This window comes from Thermodesulfobacteriota bacterium (assembly GCA_034189135.1).
Classification (GTDB): Bacteria; Desulfobacterota; Desulfobacteria; order Desulfobacterales; family JAUWMJ01; genus JAUWMJ01.
In genome coordinates this window covers 40,132-60,488 of the sequence record JAXHVO010000070.1, presented here as the reverse complement: position 1 = coordinate 60,488, position 20,357 = coordinate 40,132, and the positions used below count along the sequence as shown (strand labels likewise).

General features: G+C 41.8%; 25 protein-coding genes and 1 pseudogene. 3 read left to right on the top strand and 23 right to left on the bottom strand.

All coding sequences use genetic code 11. From position 1 onward, the window contains the following. Nucleotides 1-370: 370 nt before the first annotated feature. Entirely contained in the window at nt 371-799 is a 429-nt protein-coding gene (locus tag SWH54_10505) for a PaaI family thioesterase (GenBank protein ID MDY6791684.1), read from the top strand. 142 nt (nt 800-941) lie between these two features. Here SWH54_10505 and SWH54_10500 read toward each other — a convergent pair whose 3' ends face one another. The 8 genes from SWH54_10500 to SWH54_10465 form a co-directional block, all read right to left on the bottom strand. Then, nucleotides 942-1,193 carry a four helix bundle protein gene (locus SWH54_10500; protein ID MDY6791683.1) on the bottom strand — a complete coding sequence of 84 codons (252 nt, stop codon included), beginning with the start codon at nt 1,191-1,193 and terminating at the stop codon, nt 942-944. A gap of 205 nt (nt 1,194-1,398) precedes the next feature. Continuing rightward, nucleotides 1,399-1,956, bottom strand: a complete 558-nt coding sequence (locus tag SWH54_10495; protein ID MDY6791682.1) for a response regulator — start codon at nt 1,954-1,956, stop codon at nt 1,399-1,401. A 51-nt stretch (nt 1,957-2,007) separates the two neighbouring features. Continuing rightward, the gene (locus SWH54_10490; protein ID MDY6791681.1) at nt 2,008-2,835 is read right to left on the bottom strand and encodes a HAMP domain-containing sensor histidine kinase; all 828 of its coding nucleotides are present in this window, start codon (nt 2,833-2,835) and stop codon (nt 2,008-2,010) included. After that, on the bottom strand, nt 2,819-5,161 hold the full coding sequence (locus SWH54_10485; GenBank protein ID MDY6791680.1) for a PAS domain S-box protein: 2,343 nt from the start codon (nt 5,159-5,161) through the stop codon (nt 2,819-2,821). Before SWH54_10485 ends, SWH54_10490 begins: the two co-directional genes overlap by 17 nt. A 314-nt stretch (nt 5,162-5,475) precedes the next feature. Then, a complete protein-coding gene (locus tag SWH54_10480; GenBank protein MDY6791679.1) occupies nt 5,476-5,907 on the bottom strand; it encodes an amino acid-binding protein in 432 nt (143 codons plus the stop codon). A gap of 42 nt (nt 5,908-5,949) precedes the next feature. Further along, a complete protein-coding gene (locus SWH54_10475) occupies nt 5,950-7,245 on the bottom strand; it encodes a TRAP transporter large permease (GenBank protein ID MDY6791678.1) in 1,296 nt (431 codons plus the stop codon). A gap of 46 nt (nt 7,246-7,291) precedes the next feature. Then, on the bottom strand, nt 7,292-7,795 hold the full coding sequence (locus SWH54_10470; GenBank protein ID MDY6791677.1) for a TRAP transporter small permease: 504 nt from the start codon (nt 7,793-7,795) through the stop codon (nt 7,292-7,294). A 115-nt stretch (nt 7,796-7,910) separates the two neighbouring features. Beyond that, nucleotides 7,911-8,993 (bottom strand): TRAP transporter substrate-binding protein, encoded by a 1,083-nt coding sequence (locus SWH54_10465; GenBank protein MDY6791676.1) that lies wholly within the window; start codon nt 8,991-8,993, stop codon nt 7,911-7,913. Between the two features lie 306 nt (nt 8,994-9,299). On the opposite strand from SWH54_10465, the gene SWH54_10460 reads away from it, so the two are divergent. Further along, complete coding sequence (locus tag SWH54_10460) at nt 9,300-10,193, top strand: MBL fold metallo-hydrolase (protein ID MDY6791675.1); 894 nt, start codon at nt 9,300-9,302, stop codon at nt 10,191-10,193. 139 nt (nt 10,194-10,332) lie between these two features. Then, entirely contained in the window at nt 10,333-11,373 is a 1,041-nt protein-coding gene (locus tag SWH54_10455) for a DUF484 family protein (GenBank protein ID MDY6791674.1), read from the top strand. A 662-nt stretch (nt 11,374-12,035) separates the two neighbouring features. Here SWH54_10455 and rplQ read toward each other — a convergent pair. The 15 genes and pseudogenes from rplQ to rpsH all read right to left on the bottom strand — a co-directional run bounded on the left by rplQ (nt 12,036) and on the right by rpsH (nt 20,338). Further along, nucleotides 12,036-12,425 (bottom strand): annotated as a pseudogene (gene rplQ / locus SWH54_10450) (50S ribosomal protein L17). Between the two features lie 44 nt (nt 12,426-12,469). Next, nucleotides 12,470-13,474: a DNA-directed RNA polymerase subunit alpha gene (locus tag SWH54_10445; GenBank protein MDY6791673.1), complete on the bottom strand. Its 1,005-nt coding sequence runs from the start codon at nt 13,472-13,474 to the stop codon at nt 12,470-12,472. Between the two features lie 182 nt (nt 13,475-13,656). Further along, entirely contained in the window at nt 13,657-14,286 is a 630-nt protein-coding gene (gene rpsD / locus SWH54_10440) for a 30S ribosomal protein S4 (GenBank protein MDY6791672.1), read from the bottom strand. 118 nt (nt 14,287-14,404) lie between these two features. After that, nucleotides 14,405-14,791 (bottom strand): 30S ribosomal protein S11, encoded by a 387-nt coding sequence (gene rpsK / locus SWH54_10435; GenBank protein ID MDY6791671.1) that lies wholly within the window; start codon nt 14,789-14,791, stop codon nt 14,405-14,407. A gap of 107 nt (nt 14,792-14,898) precedes the next feature. Further along, complete coding sequence (gene rpsM / locus SWH54_10430; GenBank protein MDY6791670.1) at nt 14,899-15,282, bottom strand: 30S ribosomal protein S13; 384 nt, start codon at nt 15,280-15,282, stop codon at nt 14,899-14,901. Nucleotides 15,283-15,296: 14 nt separating this feature from the next. Continuing rightward, nucleotides 15,297-15,410, bottom strand: a complete 114-nt coding sequence (rpmJ, locus tag SWH54_10425) for a 50S ribosomal protein L36 (GenBank protein ID MDY6791669.1) — start codon at nt 15,408-15,410, stop codon at nt 15,297-15,299. Between the two features lie 52 nt (nt 15,411-15,462). Next, nucleotides 15,463-15,681: a translation initiation factor IF-1 gene (gene infA / locus SWH54_10420; GenBank protein ID MDY6791668.1), complete on the bottom strand. Its 219-nt coding sequence runs from the start codon at nt 15,679-15,681 to the stop codon at nt 15,463-15,465. Further along, nucleotides 15,681-16,439 carry a type I methionyl aminopeptidase gene (gene map / locus SWH54_10415; GenBank protein ID MDY6791667.1) on the bottom strand — a complete coding sequence of 253 codons (759 nt, stop codon included), beginning with the start codon at nt 16,437-16,439 and terminating at the stop codon, nt 15,681-15,683. Before map ends, infA begins: the two co-directional genes overlap by 1 nt. A gap of 1 nt (nt 16,440) precedes the next feature. Then, a complete protein-coding gene (secY, locus tag SWH54_10410; GenBank protein ID MDY6791666.1) occupies nt 16,441-17,739 on the bottom strand; it encodes a preprotein translocase subunit SecY in 1,299 nt (432 codons plus the stop codon). Further along, entirely contained in the window at nt 17,740-18,180 is a 441-nt protein-coding gene (gene rplO, locus SWH54_10405) for a 50S ribosomal protein L15 (GenBank protein MDY6791665.1), read from the bottom strand. It abuts the gene before it with no gap. Beyond that, entirely contained in the window at nt 18,167-18,364 is a 198-nt protein-coding gene (rpmD, locus tag SWH54_10400; GenBank protein ID MDY6791664.1) for a 50S ribosomal protein L30, read from the bottom strand. Before rpmD ends, rplO begins: the two co-directional genes overlap by 14 nt. Before the next feature lie 92 nt (nt 18,365-18,456). After that, the gene (rpsE, locus tag SWH54_10395; protein MDY6791663.1) at nt 18,457-18,951 is read right to left on the bottom strand and encodes a 30S ribosomal protein S5; all 495 of its coding nucleotides are present in this window, start codon (nt 18,949-18,951) and stop codon (nt 18,457-18,459) included. Nucleotides 18,952-18,990: 39 nt separating this feature from the next. Continuing rightward, a complete protein-coding gene (gene rplR / locus SWH54_10390; protein MDY6791662.1) occupies nt 18,991-19,359 on the bottom strand; it encodes a 50S ribosomal protein L18 in 369 nt (122 codons plus the stop codon). A 21-nt stretch (nt 19,360-19,380) separates the two neighbouring features. Then, nucleotides 19,381-19,920 (bottom strand): 50S ribosomal protein L6, encoded by a 540-nt coding sequence (gene rplF, locus SWH54_10385; GenBank protein ID MDY6791661.1) that lies wholly within the window; start codon nt 19,918-19,920, stop codon nt 19,381-19,383. A 19-nt stretch (nt 19,921-19,939) separates the two neighbouring features. Beyond that, nucleotides 19,940-20,338 carry a 30S ribosomal protein S8 gene (rpsH, locus tag SWH54_10380; GenBank protein MDY6791660.1) on the bottom strand — a complete coding sequence of 133 codons (399 nt, stop codon included), beginning with the start codon at nt 20,336-20,338 and terminating at the stop codon, nt 19,940-19,942. Between the last annotated feature and the right edge of the window lie 19 nt (nt 20,339-20,357).

The window sequence follows — 20,357 nt, the reverse complement described above, 5'->3', positions numbered from 1 at the left end:
ATTTTTTGCACCTCCTTTCCCTCGCTTAAGTTTTTTTATTGTTGATAAAGAAGCTTTATTTTGGCTACATTACAGCTACAACGTATTCAAGTCAAGGCAAAAAATTGAACATTGACGATGGTGGATTGAAGATTTATATAAGACGCTATACTCAGGTGGATAGACTGAAGGTTGAAGATTGTTAGGAAAAAGCTCATTATTAAGCCATGTTTGTTGTGAGAATCACATTCCGCCAAAACACGGCAATCTTGCTCTTATGGCCCCTTCAGCCTTCAATCTAAACAGCTTCAGCCTGACTACGTGAATAGTTACACCTTTTATTTCTTTAAATCTTAAATCTCAAATCGTCAATAAAATATGGAGTTATATTATGGACCAGGCGGTTAAACAGTGTATTTTGAAAGCAGTAAAAAAGGAGCCTTATGCCCAGGCGTTGAACATGGAGTTGGTTGAATTGGAGAAAGGATTTTCTGCGGTGGAAATGATTTATAACCCGGAAATCATGAACAACATCTACCAAAGGGCACACGGGGGGGCCATATACTCCCTTATTGATGAGGCCTTTGAAACTGCAGGGCAAACAGACGGAACCATAGCCGTGGCATTAAACATAAATGTGACTTATGTATCGAGCCCGAAAACAGGAGTACGCCTGCGGGCCGAAGCACAGAAAGTCAGCCAGACCAAAAAAACCGCTGTCTATGATATCAAGGTTAAAGATGCGGATGGCCAGTTAATTGCTATTTGCCAGGCCCTGGCATTTTGTACCGGCAAGCCGATTCCTTTTCTGGAAAAATAAATAATAAACAAGGTTCTTCTCCAATTTGGTTGGAAAAGAGGGGTCAAGGATTCAAGGGTTTGTTTTCTAAAGACTTTATCAGTGCTTTTAACACTCTTTCGATTTCCGCTATGTTTTTGTTCAGGGTACTCAACTCATCTTTTTAAATTAAATCTAAATCCCCTGCTAATAATATCTGTGTCTCCAATTCGCACACAGAGCCATAAGATATGTAAAGCATTCTAATATAATCCAAGGTTGTCTTTCTTCCATATCCTTCTGCTATATTTGAAGGAATAGAAACAACCGATCTTCTGATCTGTGAAGTCAGACCGTATCTTTCTTCTTTTGGGAATTTTGCCGTTATTCTATATATCTCTAAACGGAGTTGGTATGACTTTTGCCAGACTTTCAACTCTTTATAATTCTATAGCATATTCCCCTGTTCTATGAAAAATCACTCGAATCCTGGAATCCCTGACCCCTTGAATCCTTTGGAACAACCCATTTGTTTTGCCTTAATTAACTACAACTAATCGGAAGACAATTCATAAACAATCATGAAAGTAGGAACCAATATTTAACCCCGGGTTCGACGTAAACCATTTGACAAACCGGTCTTAAATACCCTTTTCCAGGATCTTTTTATCGCTTAAAAGTCGTTTCTGAATCCCCTTGCTGATCATATAGGTACGGCTGAAATCAGACCAGAAGTCCTTATCTTTTTCTTTCCAGTCCGGTCCGAACCTTTCATTAAAATAATCACCCAGTTTGTCGAATAGCAGTTTCCAGGTGGGATTCCCTTTTTCATGAGCGCCAAGGATATCGCTTAAAAGCACATCCAATTCGGAAAGAGTCTCTTTGGGAAGATATGAGATCGCTCCCTTGCGAATCGATTCCATCAAGGTTTCAGGATTTATGGCATGGGCAGTAAGCATCACCGCTGGAATTTCCCGGTCAACAGCTTCTTCCAGCAACTTGAGTCCATCAACACCCATGATGTCCAAGATAACCAGATCATACCGGTTGTCTTTAATTTTTTTAGACGCATTTTTATAGTCACCTGCAAACTCAACATTTGCCTCATCTAAAATGTCTTCAATGGTTTCCAGGATATCTTCTTCATCATCCACCGCCAGGATATTTTTACCTTTGAGAATTGATTCGGATTGTGTCATTTCAGCTCCTCCTTTATATATTGTATCACTCCTGTGAATTCGTAACCCTATTTAAAGCCGTCCTCTTTCCTCATCGTCGTTTTTAAAGGAAACCGGAAGAAGCAGCCTGAAGTTGGCCCCTTTTCCCTTTTTACTTTTTAGTTCTATATCCCCTCCAAGGCACCTTGCCATAATGAGCGCTCCTGCCAGACCCAGCCCGTGCCCCCCCCGCGGAGATGCGGAAGATTCCTTCACCTGTTTATAACGTTGAAAGATTACCTGGTGATGCTCAGGATCAATGCCGGGGCCATCGTCTATAACATCAACAATCAGATGATCTTTTTTGATATCCACTTTTATTTCAATCCGCTCTTTACGGTAATGAAGCGCATTTTTTATCAGATTTCCCACAATCTGCCTGAATTTTGTTTCATCCTGATACATCTTAATATCCGTCACCTGAGGAGCAATATCAAGAAAAATCCCGTGACGCGATAATAATTCAACAGCTTCTCTTTCTTCGCTGCATGTCCTGAACTGCTCACAAATATTCCCCCCAATGGTCCCCAAAGCATCCATCAATATAACGTAGGCAGTCTTTTCCGGCTGAAAATGACAACAGTAAAAACTGCCTGCTTCAGATCTTCCGATCTCCAGTAAGCTATTCAACATGGCACGGGCTTTATTGGAGTTTCGCAAAATACGTTTCAGGGTCTTTTCCTGGCGGGATGACAGTGTGCCAAATTTATCTCTTTTCTCCAGGAGAGTGCGAACACCTGTCTCAATAATTGAAACAGGGTCTTTTAACTCATGGATCAAAAACTCGACTTCTATTTCACGAAAGAAGTGCTGCGGGGAATCGGGTTTAGCATTTTTTTGTTTGTTATTTATTTGTTTCATTGTTTAATCCACTATTATCACTTAAAGACCCCTGTTCGACAGGTGGAAACTTTATGGTCATTGTTGTTCCCCCTGAATTTAAACAGTCTTTTTGGCTTTTTATATGCTCACAATCATTCACATTGCCAACACAAAAATCTTCTTGTTGGGGAATAAAACCACACCGGGTGGAAACCATCTCTAGTTTGAAATTGTACCTTTCGGAAAATATCTTTATGCGAAGCAAATCAAACCCTTTGCCGCCAGCCATAAAATCATAAGGTTTCCGGGATGAATAGTTCATGATTTCGTAAGTGGTAAAATAATTATCAAAAATAAGCCGCTGGTTTTCATCGGTGATCCCAACACCGAAGTCTTTTACGGTAAATTCTGGTCCTGTATTTCCCTGACTTACCGTCACTTCAATTCTCCCTGAATCCGGTGTATTTTCCACCGCGTTCCGAATCAAACCCGCTACGATCTTCCCCAGGACATCCGGAGGAATGGATATCAGTTGAACCGGTTCCACTTTTGTTATCAGTTGACACCTACGGTGGGCAAACATTGGTCGCAGCTTCTCAATCTTATCACTGATAAAGTCATTCAGCCTTATTTGTTGGGGAATAGATTCTCGGGGTCCAAACAGTTCCTCAATGCGCCGTCGTATCTTTTTAACCGCATCCTCTTTGCCCAGTTCCTCAGATATCAACACCTCCAGTTCATCAGTACATGCGTCAAGGAGGGTGGAAAGCATATGGTATGTTTTGTAATTTCTTTCTCGCAGGATATCTTCTATCACGCATTGCATGTCAAGAATACGATTGATGTTTCTTTTCGCTCTAGTGAAAATATTTTCCCAGCTCCGATCCTTAAGCGCCGAAAGCCTTTTTTGCAAAAGACCCATAGAGGCGGACATAACGGAAATCGGTGTTTTTAGTTCATGGGAAAGATGATGAATGACCCGATCTTTTGCTCGGTTTAAGCTCTTTACCTCCTCGTAAGAACGTTTGAGTTCCTGGTTAATCCTGGCATTTTCAATGGGAAGGGCGGCAGTATTTGCAATGGTACTCATCAAATCAACATCCGTCTGATCAAATTCCCCTTCTTTTTTATTAACGGCGCACAACACACCGATCATCCGGTCCTGAATCTTTATGGGGACGTCAACCATGTTTCTGGTCTGATAATCTGATTTTTCATCCACCCCATGGAAAAAATACCGACTTTTAGATGTATCCGAGACAATCAACGGTTTCCCTGTCCTGTAGACCTGTCCTGCCACTCCTTTATCTACCGGAAACCGGATCTCTTTAAACTTTTTTCCTGCTACCTTGTCATCATAAGTGGCTGCAAAAAAATAAAACTCTTTTTTCTCTTCATCAAGCAGAATAACGGACGATCCTTCCACAGCGATCAGATTTTGAGTTTCTTTGGTAATGAAAGCCAACAGTCCATCCAGACCCCGGTAGTGATGGAGCGCCTTTGCAATTCGAAACAGGGTTTGATTGCTCAAAGCAATCCGCTTTTCCTGTGTCACATCCCTGAGGGTGATCACCTGGCCGGCCGGTTTTTTATTTTCATCCAAAAAAACGGCACCGTCAATGATGATATCAAGCAATCGCCCGTCTTTGGTCAATCTTTTCGTTTCAAAGTTGTTAACGACCTTTTCTTCAAGCAGATTCTGAATTCCCTGACGTGTCTCTTCCTTTAAAAAATAGGGGACAAAGGGAATCTGCTTGCCTTTCAGTTCCTTAAGGTTCCACCCAAAAACTTTCTCAAAAGCAGGGTTCAAATAAACCACCGTGCTGTCCAGGTTGAAAACAAAAACCGGATCAGGCAAAAATTTAAGGAACGCGCGGTAGCGATTTTCAGCACGGCGACTTGCCTCATACTGTTTCTGGGCAAGTTGTTCAGACTCGATGGCACGCTTTTGGGCCAGGTGCTTTTCGGTCACATCGCGGGCAATGCCCCTAAACCCGGTTTTTTCGCCATTTTTATCAATAATCAGGTTAGAAGAAATCTCCAAGATACAGATCTGTCCGTTTTTTCTATTAATCTCCCATATAATGTCCGTCACACCTTTGCCGCTGCTATAGAGCTTGTTAAAGCTCTCATAGGCAACTTGCGCATTTTTTTCATCCATGAATTCCCGAAAATTACGGTCTTTGATCTCTTCTCGCGAAAACCCGAAAATACGGCACATGGCATCGTTAAAAAAAATAAAATTCCCCCGAAGGTTGGTTTCGAAAAAGCCATCCGCCACATCTTCGATAAATACCCGATAACGATCCCGCTCGATTTCAAGTTCTTCGTTTCTGACAGGATGGTTTGATAGAGGTTCGTTCATTTGCATTAGTCCAGAATTTCGCTTTCTGGATTTCAAATTTGAATCTGGTTTTTTCTTCATGGTTTATCACAATCTAAATCAGAATAAATCAGTGGCAGATATTTTTTCGCAAGGCAAATGATCGTTATCATCTGGTTTGAATTGGAAGGTATGCCTATTATTGTAACCGATCACGGTTTACAGTTAGCGGTTCACCGTTGAAATAAACGAAAGGCATCACAAATTCATTGAAAAACTGAGAACTGTAAACCGACAACTGTTAATGGCTACATTATTTTTTAAAAGGCAAGGAAGATAAATTGTCTTTTCAATCTTTATAGAATTCCAAAGGCTTTGGCATCAAGCAGCTTTATTCCGCCGGCCTGAAGAACCTCGATGGCTTTGTCGTTATCACTGAAACGAAAAATCATTACCGCCTTTTCGGATGAAAAACCTATAAACGCATACATGAAAACCACGTTTATATTGACCTCTCCGAGCGGTTCAAGCAACTTGGCCAGGCTTCCCGGTTTATCTTCAATTTCAGCCGCAATGACCTCATTTACAAATGCAGGAATTTGCATTTCCATCAAAATTCGCCTGGCGGAAACTATATCGGAAACCAGAAGCCGAAGCTGGCCAAAGGCACCGGTATCTACCAGATTCAACGCCCTTAAATTAATTCCGGCTTCACCAAGAGTTCTCGTAACTTCTAAAAGGCGTCCGGGTGAATTTTCAATAGATATTACTATTTGCTTTAGCTTCATGAAAACCTCCGCAATAAATGTTTTTCATGATTAGTTTATTTTTTATTCCAAGAAACCCATAACCTTTGGTAGCCATAAAACCGCATCAGGCATGTATGTCATAAAAAGCAATACGGCAATTTGTATAGCGATAAACGGCATGACAGCCTTGGACACATAGACAATATCCCTGTTGGCAATAGCTCCTGTAATGTATAAACTGACTCCCATGGGAGGTGTACAATACCCGATACCAAGGTTTACCGTCATAATCAAACCAAAATGCATCCAGCTTATATTAAATGCATCCAGCATGGGCAAAAATACAGGACCCAGGATCATTGTTGCAGAAATGATATCCATGAACATACCTATAAAAATAAGCAGAACATTCATAGCTAAAAGGAAAACAACAGGTGAGCTGATTGCTGCAAGCACGGCTTCGGTGATCTTTCCTGGGATATCTTCGAGAGTGAGGAGCCGTCCAAAGCAGGTAGCCCCTGCCACGATGATCAAAAGAGTTGCAGATGTCACGGCAGAATTGACTGTAATCTTTTTTGCCTGGCTCAGTTTCATGGATTTGTGTATAAAAATCTCCACAATAAAGGCATAGACACAGGCCACAACAGCGGCTTCATTGGCAGTGAAAGCACCGGAAAAAATCCCGCCAAAGATAATAATTGGCAACATGAGTGACCAGAATCCTTCTTTTAATACAGCCAGAACTTCCCTGTTACTTGGTACCGGCATACGAACGATTTCTTTCTTTTTTCTAAAAAAGAAATAAGAATAAAAACATGTGCCCAGAATGATCAAAATCCCGGGGAGAAAGCCGGTCAAAAACAGCCCTTCCAAAGATACATTGCTGATCATGCTGTAAAGAATCATCCCGATACTCGGAGGAATAATCACACCCAGATTAGGAGATGTGGTCATAAGACCAAGAGTGTATTTTTCCGGGTATCCGTTATCGAGGAGAGCCGGAATCATAAATCCGCCCAGGGCCACCACAGTTGCTACTGTTGAGCCTGAGATGGCACCGAACAGCCCGCATGCTAAAACACCGGCCATGCCAAGACCGCCGGGAAGCCAGCTCACAAGTGAATTTGCAACTTTGATAAGCTTTTCCACAATAGTGCCGGCTGTCATAATATTGCCGCATAATATAAAGAAGAGAACAACAACAAGGGCGAACTTGTCCATACTCCTGAAGAGGCTTTGGGCAAGAAGGAGAGGCGGCAGGTCGGTAAAAAAAATAAATCCCAGTACCGCTGTAAAGAAAAGGCACATGAACACAGGAATATAGGTTGCCATGCATCCTAAAAGAATCAGCAGGATAATAAGGTGACTGAATTCCATAAACTGGATCTCCTTTAAGTGAACAAACTCGAAACTATCTTTTTTATTATTCCGGTGATTTCTTGGCCCGTTGTTCGGTAAAGTCCTGATGGATAACCTGGATGGTGCGAATCAGCATCATTATCCCCATAAGCGGCAGTATTGCGTAAAGATATGCCAGTGGGATCTGCATGATAATGGTCTTTTGATGTGTACGCACCTGAAGCGCTACCATGAGCCAGCCATAATAAATCATCATGCCTGAAAAGATTATGGTTACAAAATTACTGAAATAAGTCAGCGACATTTTCAGCTTGGGTAAAAGCTGAACAGAAGCATCAATTTTGATCATGGAACGATTTTTTACAGCAGCGCTGCAGCCGATAAAAGTGGTGTAAATAATCACCTCTCTGACCAGTTCCTCCGACCAGGCCAGGGAATAATTAAACCCGTATCTTAAAACCACGTTAAAAAAGAGTGCAATCAACGCTACCATTACAGTAATAAAAAGCGTCCACTCCTCAAAAAAGGTCAATATCTTGTCTAAAAAGTCCAGAATCTTTCCTAACATAGGATAATCCTTTAACGCACTTTGTAAATAATTACCCCATCAAAAAAGACAGGGTATTTAAAAAGCAATAAAGGGGCTTTTATTAGCCCCCTTTATTTATTTCAAAAAATTATGGCTAATAGCCCATATATTTCTGAACTTCTTTCAGGTAATTTTTAGGTCGGTATTTGTCCCCTTTGTAAAGCTTGTTGATTTCAGGAGCAAATTTTTTGTGAACCGAATTTGACTTTTTGGCCAAGCTCCTCATTTCTTTATCAGACAATTTAAAGAATTTTACACCATATTTCTCCGTTGCCGCTTTAATCTGATCCGCTTCCTGTTGTATATCCGCCTTACGGGCCTTTGCGCATACATCATGCACGGTCTCTTTGAATATTTTTTGAAGGTCCTTGGGAAGTTTGTTATACCATGCCTTATTAAAGATCCAAATGAAAAGGCCCTGGGCATAATTAAGCTGTGTATAATACTTAGCCACCTCAAATTTCTTGGTAACACTGCACACTGTAAGTGTATGATCAAGACCTGTAATAACCCCCTGCTTAAGTGCTACAGGTACATCAGGCCATGGCATAACCACAGGATTGAATCCCCATGCCTTGTAAGACAGCTTGTTAACCGCTGCCTCAGCAATACGAAATTTAACCTTTTTAGCGTCTGCAATAGTTTTAACCGGTATGGTCGTTGCCCAGCCATAATTACCATAACTACTGATATCAATACCTATGATACCCTGATGATCCATGGCCATCATGAAATGATCAAAAAGCTTTCCGCTTTTGACAAATTTGTCCAATTTATCAAAAGAATTAATCAGAAAGGGCAGGTTTACCAGACCGAATCTGGGACCCAGATTTGTCGATGCCACAGAACTACAGCCCATACCCTGGATGGCGCCCATCTGCAATTGGTTTAAAACCTCCACCTCTCCGCCAAGCATGGAAAATGGCTTGTAATCGACATAAATCTGGCCGTTCGTCCTTTTCCACAGTTCGTCCCGAATGGCAAACCCGGCGTAAGTCCCCTTAAGCACCGGATGGGACACATTGGAAACTATGCATTTGTATTTTGCAGTTGAAGGATCAAATTTAGCTTTCCATGCATCCAGAGATGGTTTCTTTTTTGCCATTGCCGGACCAACCAGCAAACCAAAGCTAACCATACATACCAAAATAACAATTACCAATCTTTTTAATGCCATCTACGCCTCCTTTTGAAATTAGTTGTTACAACAATTTACTAAACTTCATTCATTTGCCAAAGATGATTAAAAGCTATATTGCAGCTACATCCTATTTTGTCAAGAGAAAAGTAGCTCCGATCCAGGTCTACTTTTTCTTTGTTCTAATGCTGATGGCGTCATTTAAAACCCCATCTAAGGCATTGTGACGATTTTTTATGATTCCTTTGATACGGTCATTGATATGTGATTGAAATTTTTTGACAGATGCTTTATGAATCGTTATTTTCATAAAGGGAAAAATTCAACAAAAAAAAGGAGAATGAAATGGTAATCACCAACCCCGGGAAAGTGACCGATAGAATTCTGCTGCTGGGTGTTAACGAATCATCTGTTTATATTCTAAAAGGGAAAGATGAATACGCCGTTTTGGGCGGCGGCATGGTCCATATGGTTCCGGAAATGATTGAGCAGCTTAAGCAATTTCAAATTGAAGAAGAGAGGATAAAGCGAATCTTTATTTTGCATTCCCATTTTGATCACTGCGGGGTGGTTCCTTTTTTAAAAAAACACTGGCCGTGGGCCAAGATCACAGCATCTCAAAGGGCAAAAGAACTGTTGGCTGCCCCTAAGGTGATAGAAGCCATTCAATTTATGAATCAGGCACTTTTAAAGGAAAAGGAAAGGGAGGATCAGGCCAAAGACCTGGGACTCGGGTTCTCAGGAATCCAGGTGGAAGAGGTGGTTAAAGAAGGGGATAAAATTCCATGCGGTGACCTGACCATTGAAATAATAGAGGTCCCCGGCCACTCTTCTTGTTCCATCGCCGCCTACGTGGCAGAAGAAAAAGCCATGTTTGGGTCCGATGCTGGAGGAATTCCTTTTGGAGACCAGATTTTCACCTGTGCAAATTCCAATTTTGACAAATACCAGGAAAGCCTGGAAAAGATGGCAGGATATGAAATCGACGTTTATCTTGCCGAACATTATGGCGCCAGAACCGGCAAAGACGCCAGCAGTTTCCTGAACAGATCAATCGATTTCGCCAAAAATGCCAGAGCTGTTCTTGAAGCATCTTATGCCCGAACCAAAGATATAAACCAGAGCACGGAAGAAATGACAGACATGCTGATGGAAAATGCGCCAGATGATTTTCTGCATAGAGATATTATTGCTCTGGTAACCGGACAGATGCTAAGATATATTTCCAAACAACAATGACGTTCTGGTAAAAAGTTTTTTATTATAACTGAGTTCACAGAGAACGTAGAGAATATTTTGTATAGCTATCTCAGAGATTTACGAATTAAATTCGACTGGTTACAAACCAATCAACAATAACTTTTAAAAAACTAAGTTTATGCAAAATCAAAGCAACAAAGAACTTATCGAGCAAATTAAGCTGAACGATGAGACGACCCGAAAGTTTTTTGAAATTGAAAAGCGAATTCTTTCAATTTTAAATTATAAAGATCTTTTTGAAACCCTGTTGGATGAAATCAAAAAGAAATTCAGTATGCCTTATGTCTGGATTTCCCTTATTGATAAAAGCGAAGTCATGCGTTTCATAGAACATCTTGAAAGTTCCGAGATCTTAAAACAAAACATGAATGTGGTTGATAAAAATACTTTTTTAAAATTGATCGGCACCAACACAACCCCCATCCTTATTAATGATAACTTGAAAGCTTTCGCTGAGCTTATTCCCCGGCAGGACAGATATACCATCCGCTCTATTGCCATATCGCCCATTTCTTTTGACGGAGAGATAATCGGAAGTTTAAATCAGGCGCACATTTTACCCGGACATTTCAAACCGGGACTGGATACAAGTTCCCTTGAGCAACTGGCAGTAAAAGTCTCTGTTTGTTTGTCTAATGTGACCGCTCATGAGAAGTTGAAGTTTCTCGCCTACACCGACCCGTTAACAGGCTTGCTTAACCGCAGGGCGATGGAAAGTGCACTCAAAAGGGAGTTCAACCGTGAAAAGCGCTATAAGAGAACACTTTCGGTCGTTTTTATAGACCTTGACGATTTCAAAAGCGTGAACGATATGTATGGACATGATCGGGGCGATGAACTGCTAAAGTACGTGGCGAATCAATTGTTCAATATAAGCAGGGACACGGATGTGGTGGCAAGATTTGCCGGAGACGAGTTCATTTTTATCCTTCCGGAGACTTCGGCTACAAGCACAAAAACTCTGATGTATCGTCTCCAGGATTATTTCATGCGCCACCCTTTGAGTACAGCAGAAACCACAATCCCCGTCTCCATCAGTTTCGGTGTTGCATCCACTGAAGACAAGTCAATTAAAAACCCGGACATGCTTTTAAAAAAAGCAGACGAAATGTTGTATGTAGCAAAAGCTGCCAGGAAAAAGACTGCTATGAAAAAATAACCGCTATTTCTTCTTAGTAATTGCTGGATATTATCGCGTTGGGATGGTCAACATAAAAATGCCCCGCTTGTTATTAACCGCAGGGCATTGGATATGTCTTTTTTTAAGGTCTCTGTTTCATCAACATCAGGCTATTTTTTTTCTTTGGTATCCTTGGGTTTAGCCTTTTTCTTTTCAGTTTTAGCTTCTTTTTCTACCGCCTTGGCTTTCTTTTCAGCAGACGGTTTCTTTTCAGCCTTTTTTTCTTTGCTTGCATCGGTTTTCTTGGAAGCTGGCTTTTTCTTCTTTTGCTCAGCTTTGGTTTCTTTTTTGTCGGCTACCTGTTTCTTCGCAACAGATTTTTTTTCTTTTACCGGTTTATCGGCTGCTTTTTTCGCTACGGCAGGTTTTTTCTCTTTTGCAGGTTTATCCTCTTTTTTATCCGCTTTGACTTTCTTGGCCTCCGACTTTTTCTTCGTTTTTTCAGGTTTGCTTTCTGTTTTTCCAGCTGCCGCCTTTTTTACTGCCGGTTTTTTGCGCTTTTTTTCAGGTTGCTCATCTTTTTTCTTAACCGCTTCTTTCTTTACCGCGGTCTTTTTCTCTGTCTCTTTTGTCTTTTCTTCTTTTTCTTCAACCGCAGCCTTCTCTTCTGTAATTTTTTTCTTTCCTGCAGCCACCTTGCCTTTTTTCTTTGTCACTTTTTTCTTTTTCGGCTTTTCAACTGCCACAAGTTCTATCAGAGAAACAGGAGCCGCATCACCAGGACGCCGTCCGATTTTAACAATTCTGGTATAGCCCCCGGATACTTTACCATACTTTTCGTCAGCCTCTTTAAATAGTTTATAAACAACAGTCTTCTCTCTTATAATCGAAAGTGCCTGCCGTCTTGCATGTAAATCACCCCGTTTGGCAAGGGTGATCAAATGATCTGCCCATCTTCTTAACTCCTTGGCCTTCGCCCCGGTCGTTCGGATTCGTTCATACTTAAATAAAGATGTCACCATGTTTCTCAGCATGGCATTCCTGTGGGAGGTTGTTCTATTTAATTTGATGCCGGCTTTTCTATGTCTCATTTATTGATGCCCTTATAAAAAGTCATATTGCACAATGTATGTCTCTATTCGCCTTCTTCCTCTGTATCCTCTTCAGGCGCAATAAATCCTTCGAGTTTCATTCCAAGAGAAAGACCCATTTCACTTAAAACTTCTTTAATTTCGTTCAATGATTTTCTACCAAAATTTTTTGTCTTGAGCATTTCACCTTCTGTCTTATTTACTAGCTGGTAAATTTTCAAAATATTTGCATTTTTCAGACAATTGGCACTTCTTACCGAAAGCTCCAGCTCTTCAACACTTCGATAAAGATTTTCATTAAATTTTGGTTTTTGCGTTTCACCCGATTTCTTTTCAGGCTCCGGTTCAAGTTGTTCATCAAAATTAATAAAAATTGCCATTTGTTCTTTTAATATTTTAGCCGCATAGGCAACCGCATCCTCTGGTTTCACGCTCCCGTCTGTCCAGACCTCCATGGTCAGCTTATCATAGTCTGTTTTTTGACCCACACGGGCATTGCCGACCACATAGCTGACACGTTTAATCGGTGAAAATACTGAATCTATCGGAATCGTTCCTACAGGTGCGTCTTGATCCTTATTTGATTCAGCCAGAGAATACCCCTTCCCGATCTTGGCAATCATATCCATTTTTAAATCAGCCTTATCCGAAAGTGTGGCAATATGCAACGCGGGGTTAAGCACTTCACATTTTCCGTCATCACTGATTATATCAGCGGCGGTAACCTCCTTAGGTCCCTGGGCATCAATTCGTAATGCCTTTGGCTCATTATCGGCAAGACTTAAACGAACTTCCTTTAAATTAAGTATAATTTCGGATACATCCTCGAAAACGCCCTCAATGACGCTGAATTCATGCATGACATCGTCAAACTTTACAGAGATTATGGCAGCTCCGTAAAGAGAAGAAAGAATGATTCTTCTTAAAGCATTTCCAATTGTCAGACCAAATCCTCTTTCAAGAGGTTCGCAAACAAACTTTCCATATGATGGCCTACTGCTTACCTGAACCTTTTCCGGCTTTATCATCTCTTGCCAGTTAATGTACATCAGTTCACTTGATGGCATTTATTATCTCCAGTTTTTAACGGTTTGGCTGATATATTATTTATTATCTCAGTTTTGTAATCGTTCACAGGTGCTGCATATGTGCGTGGTCAGGGCAGCCAGCTATAGTCTACTATGCTGGCTGCCCTGAGCGCGTGCAGATGCGGTGCCTGTGGACGATTACGTTATTTGGAGTACAGCTCAACTATAAGCTGCTCCTGCATTGGCATTGTAATATCTTCCCGTTCAGGAAAACTATTGACTATTCCTTTCATGTTATCCTTTTCCAGTTCGAGCCATTGTGGAATTCCTCTTCGTACAACAGCATCAAGGGCGTCATTAATGGCCTGCATTTTCCGGCTTTTCTCCCGTATTTCTATCACATCACCTTCTTTGACAAGATATGACGGAATATTAACTTTTTTACCATTAATCTGGAAATGATTGTGCTTTACAAAATGTCGCCCCTGGGTACGTGAATTAACGAAACCCAAACGATATACGACATTATCAAATCTCCTTTCGAGCATGGTAAGAAGATTTGATCCGGTGATACCTTTTTTGCGATCCGCTCTTTCAAAAAACAGGTGAAACTGTTTTTCCGACAAACCGTAAATACGTTTTACCTTCTGCTTTTCTCTAAGCTGAATACCATAATCAGATATCTTCCTTCCGCGACGCTGGCCATGTTGTCCCGGTGGATATCCCCGTCGATCAAACGCACACTTGTCAGAATAACAGCGATCTCCCTTAAGATACATTTTAATATTTTCTCGCCTGCATAAGCGGCATACCGAACCTGTATATCTTGCCAAGTCTTCCTCCTTTTTTATCTAAAACAGCTAAACAGTTAATCGGTTAATTGGTATACTTCTTTTTTTAACTACTCAACCGTTTAACCACATCGTCAGTTAACCAATTCCCAAAGAGTTCTCATACCCTCCGCCTTTTGGGTGGCCTGCAACCATTATGCGGAATAGGGGTTACGTCTTTAATAACCAAGACCTTGAATCCGGTGGCCTGCAACGACCGAAGTGCTGATTCTCTTCCCGGCCCGGGCCCTTTCACATAGACTTCAACATTTCGCATCCCATGTTCCATTGCTTTTTTTGCGGCGTCTTCGGCTGCCAGCTGGGCGGCAAAAGGTGTACTTTTACGTGACCCTTTAAAACCCTGAATTCCGGAGCTTGACCATGCCACCACATTTCCGCCTGGATCCGTTATGGTAACGATTGTATTATTAAAAGTAGCCTGTATGTGCACCACCCCACTGGCTATATTCTTTTTTTCCTTTTTTTTGGTACGGATTTTTCTAGCCATGTATAAAGTTCCTATATTTTATCTGGTAATGAATGTACTGTTTAATCTGCCCGGCAATAAAAATTATAAGACTGTGATAAAACTAGACTTTTATTTATTTTGCCTCATTATTTTTTCTTGATCCCGCCTCTCTTCTTTACAGCCGATCTTTTGGGTCCCTTACGCGTCCGTGCGTTTGTACTTGTCCTCTGGCCTCGAACCGGGAGTGATTTTCTATGACGAAGCCCGCGGTATGATCCAAGATCCATCAGTCTTTTAATATTCATGGATACTTCCGTACGGAGTTCACCTTCCACTTTATATTCACTGTCGATTACTTTGCGGATACTGTTAATCTCCGACTCTGACAGTTTATCGGTATTTGTATCCGGGTCAATTTTAAGTTGTTTCAGTATTACATTTGATCTGGACCTGCCAATCCCATAAATATATGTCAAACCGATCTCAATTCGTTTGCGCTTGGGTAAATCTACACCCGCAATTCTTGCCAAAGCTTATCCTCCTTTTATCCTTGCCTTTGTTTATGCCTTTTATTTTCGCAGATTACCATTACAACCCCTTTTCTGCGAACTATCTTACATTTTCTGCACATTTTTTTAACCGACGCTCTGACTTTCATCTAAAACTCCTTTTTTCCTGATCCGATGGAGCGAACCGAAAACCGGCAGACCTTATTTTGCCCGGTAAGTAATCCTGCCCCTGCTGAGATCATAGGGTGAAAGCTCAACAGAAACTTTGTCTCCAGGTAATATTTTGATAAAATGCATCCGCATCTTCCCGGAAATGTGTGCAAGAACCTGGTGCTTATTTTCCAGCTCCACTTTGAACATTGCATTGGGCAAAGTTTCAAGGACAGTTCCTTCTGTTTTTATCAATTCCTCTTTAGCCATCATTTACTCCCGTTTCGCGCACTTAAAATAGCTGGGCCCTCATTGGTAATTGCTATGGTATGTTCAAAATGGGCGGACAGTCCCCCATCTTTGGTTACCGCTGTCCATCCATCTTCAAGTATCTCAACCTCATAGCCTTTTTCATTGACCATGGGTTCAATGGCTATGGTCATCCCCGGTTTTAATAGTATTCCCATGCCCGGTTTCCCGAAATTAGGTATCTGGGGATCTTCATGAAGGTTGCTGCCAATACCGTGGCCTACGAATATGCGAACAACGGAAAACCCGGCATCTTCCACGTGCTTTTGAACCGCATTGGAAATATCTGACAGCCGACCATTTACAACTGCCTTTTCAATTCCTTTATACAGTGACTGCTCGGTAATATCCATAAGCCGTCGGGCAGTTTTTGATATGTTCCCCACACCCACGGTCAAGGCAGAGTCTCCATAATAACCGCCAAAAAGAACTCCGAAATCCATGCTTAAAATGTCGCCCTCTTTGAGCGGCCTTTTAGAGGGAAATCCATGAACCACTGCTTCATTAACCGAAGCGCAAAGTGAATATGGGAAACCCCTGTAACCTTTAAATGCCGGCTTTGCTTCGTTCTTCCTGGTCAATTCTTCTGCCAGGTTGTTTAAATAAAGCGTGTTAACTCCCGGTTTGACCTCTGATTCAAGTACAGAAAGAATTTTGGCAACAATTTGATTGCTTGCGTGTATCTTTTCAACCTCTTTGGGTGATTTTAAAACCACCATATCAAAAACGCCCCTTCATTTTCGCCCCACCTTTTTTCAAAAAGCCCTCGTAATGGCGGCTTAACATGTGCGATTCCATCTGCGCAATGGTATCAATTGCCACGCCTACCACAATCAAAAGTGCCGTCCCGCCAAAATAAAAAGGAACATTAAATTTTGTGATCAGGATGGATGGCAAAACGCATACTGCTGAAACATATACAGCCCCGCCAAGAGTAATACGGGTTAATACCTTGTCGATATAATCTGCGGTACGTTTACCCGGTCGAATACCCGGAATATAACCGCCCTGTTTTTTCATATTATCCGCCACGTCAACCGGATTAAAGGTAACGGCTGTATAAAAATAACAGAAAAAGAATATCATCCCCACATAACACAGTTCATATACTAAATTACCCGGTGTGATCGAAGAAACAATATTCTGCATCCAGGCAATCGTTATAAAGCTGGCCACAGTTGCCGGAAACATCATAATGGACGAAGCAAAAATCGGTGGAATAACTCCCGAAGTATTAATCTTAAGGGGCAGATGCGTACTCTGTCCGCCATACATTTTTCTGCCGATAATCCTTTTGGCATATTGTACCGGTATTCTGCGCTGAGCCTGTTCGACGAATATAATCACAGCCACCACCAGAACCATTAAAATAGTCAAAATCAGTACAGGAAATATACCCATCGCTCCGGTGGAAACAAGGCGAAATACATTGGCGATGGCTGTCGGCATCCTGGCCACGATTCCTGCAAAGATAATCAGCGAAATACCGTTGCCGATACCACGCTCGGTAATCTGTTCTCCCAGCCACATAATAAATGCGGTTCCTGCGGTCAGCGTGATCACTGTCATGAGCCTAAAACTCCACCCCGGGGTAATAACCGCACCCATTCTTTCAAGACCGACACTGATACCGAATCCCTGGATAATACTCAGTATCACGGTACCGTAACGGGTATACTGGGTAATCTTTTTACGCCCCTGCTCCCCTTCCTTTTTCAAGCGTTCAAGATGTGGCACAACCACTGTCATCAGCTGTAAAATAATCGATGCGCTGATATATGGCATAATCCCTAAAGCAAAAACAGATAATCGCTCCAACGCACCTCCGGAAAACATATTAAAAATCCCCAGTATGGTCCCTTTTGCCCTGGCAAAAATTTCAGCAAGAGCGGCAGCGTCTATACCGGGAACCGGAACGTGCACTCCCACACGATATATAATCAGAAATGCGAGCGTGAAAAAAATTCTTTTTTTCAACTCGGGGATTTTGAATATATTGCCAAACCCGCCGCCAATCATCTATACAACCTCTACGCTTCCGCCGGCCGATACGATCTTTTCTCCGGCACTTTTACTCACCCTGTTTAACTTGATTTTAAGCGGGATACTTATCTCACCCTTACCAAGGAGTTTTATTGCGTCTCTTTTCCCTTTAACAAGTCCCATACGTATGAGTGCAGCTTCATCGACCGTGCTGCCGCTTTCGAATCTCGCCAGATCACGAATATTTATTTCTATTATTTTTTTTCGGAAAATATTTGTGAAGCCGCGTTTTGGCAACCGGCGATGGATCGGCATCTGGCCGCCCTCAAAACCAGGCCTCACGCCTCCACCGGAACGGCTGTTATGTCCTTTGGTTCCTCTACCTGCTGTTTTTCCTTTCCCGGATCCAACACCCCGTCCCAGCCGTTTTTTATTTTTATGTGACCCGCTTGCCGGCGACAATTCATTTAACTTCATCGGCTTTCTCCTCAACTTTCACCAAATGCGTAACAGCATTGATCATCCCTCGTATGGGTGGCGTATCCTGAAGTTCTACACTCCTGTTCACCTTTCGTAATCCCATACCACGTAACACCTTTCTATGCTTTTCAGGTCTTCCTATCATGCTCTTGACAAGCGTTATTTTCAATGTTCCTGCCATGTATCATTCCTTTTGGCTGTCTGTACCGACTGATTCTATAGCGTGCTTTCCCAAAGTAAAAAAATGACTCATTTTAATCGACAATCTATCATTTAAAGGTCTTCGATGTTTATACCGCGCCTGGCGGCAACCTGCTCTTTACTCTGAAGTTGTTTAAGACCGGTAAAAGTCGCTTTAACCACATTATGCGGGTTGTGAGATCCCATGCATTTTGTAAGAATGTTTTGAATACCGGCAACCTCGAGAACCGCTCTTACAGCACCTCCGGCGATAACGCCTGTTCCCTGGGATGCGGGTTTAAGCAGAACTCTTCCCGCCCCAAACCTGCCTATTGTTTCGTAAGGGATTGTTCCACCGACCAGGGGCACATTAACCATGCTTTTCTTGGCTTTTTCCATACCTTTTCGAATGGCTTCCGGTACTTCTCCTGCCTTACCCAACCCAAAACCCACAGACCCTTCACCATCACCCACCACAACGATTGCGCTAAAGCTGAACCTGCGACCGCCTTTTACCACTTTTGCAACCCGGTTAATATGAACGACTTTGTCCATTAACTGGTTATCATCTGCATTTTGTTTAAACAAGTATCTGCCTCCTTCGGATTCACTTAAATTTTAATTCGGCTAAAATTTAAGCCCTGCTTCCCGTGCACCCACAGAAACGGCCTTAACACGCCCGTGGTATAAAAAACCGTTTCGGTCAAATACGACTTTTTTAATACCTTTTTCCATGCTGCGTTCAGCAACAATTTTACCGATGTATTTAGCTATTGCAGCCTTATTGCCTTTTTCTACATGTTGTTTTGCGTCTTTTTCCATACTCGACGCCGAAACAAGAGTACAACCCGCAGTATCATCAATCACCTGTGCATATATATGCCTTGCACTTCGAAACACACATAGCCTTGGCTTCTCCTGGCTGCCGAACACCTTTTTCCTTATTCTCTTTTTTCTCTTTAGCCGTGCCTGCTTTTTTAAATCTAAAGACCCCATCTTTTAATATCCCTGTTATGCCTATTTCACTCCGGTTTTACCGGCTTTTCTTTGTATCCGTTCCCCTGCGTATTTAATTCCTTTTCCCTTATAAGGCTCCGGCGGCCTTAGTTGTCTTATCGCTGCAGCTGCCAGCCCCAGCTTCTCCTTATCGATTCCGGAAAGCTTAATAATATTGTTTCGGTCAACTGCTGCTGATATTCCTTCAGGAAGTTCAAAGTGAACAGGATTTGAATATCCAAGATTTAATACAATTGTTTTTCCCTTTAATTCAGCTCGATAACCGATCCCGCTAATTTCCAGCGCCCGTTCAAATCCTTGGTTCACGCCGATTATCATATTTGCCACCAGACTCCGTGTAAGACCTTGCAAAGATCGACCCACTCGGTCTTCTTTCATCATCGTTACATTAATAATACCCTCATTGATCTCCAGGTCGATCATGGGATTAATTGATCGGGTCAATACGCCTTTTTCACCCTGTACGGTAATTATCCTGTCCTTATAAGTTATCTTTGTCTTTTCAGGTATCGTTATCGGTTTTTTTCCTACTCGAGACATTTGTTGCTCCCTTTTGAATCTACCAGATGTTGCAGAGAATCTCCCCTCCCACATTCTGCTTCCTTGCGGTTTTATCTGTCATTATTCCTTTAGATGTCGATAAAATCGCTATTCCCATACCATTGAACACAGGCTTTATATCTTTACTCTTGGTATAAACCCGCCTGCTCGGTTTGCTGATACGTTTGAGCTCATATATTGCATTGACCTGGTCTTTACTGTATTTAAGATAAATACGTAAAATTCCCTGCTTTCCATCCTTGATAAATTTATAATTACGGATAAAGCCCTCATTTTTTAATACTTTTGCCAATTCGCTATTTAGCTTTGAACCTGAAATATCAACACTGTTAAACTTGGCCTTTGCTGCATTTCTTATACGTGTTAACATATCGGCCACTGGGTCACTCATTGCCATTTTTTTTCTCCGATTAAAA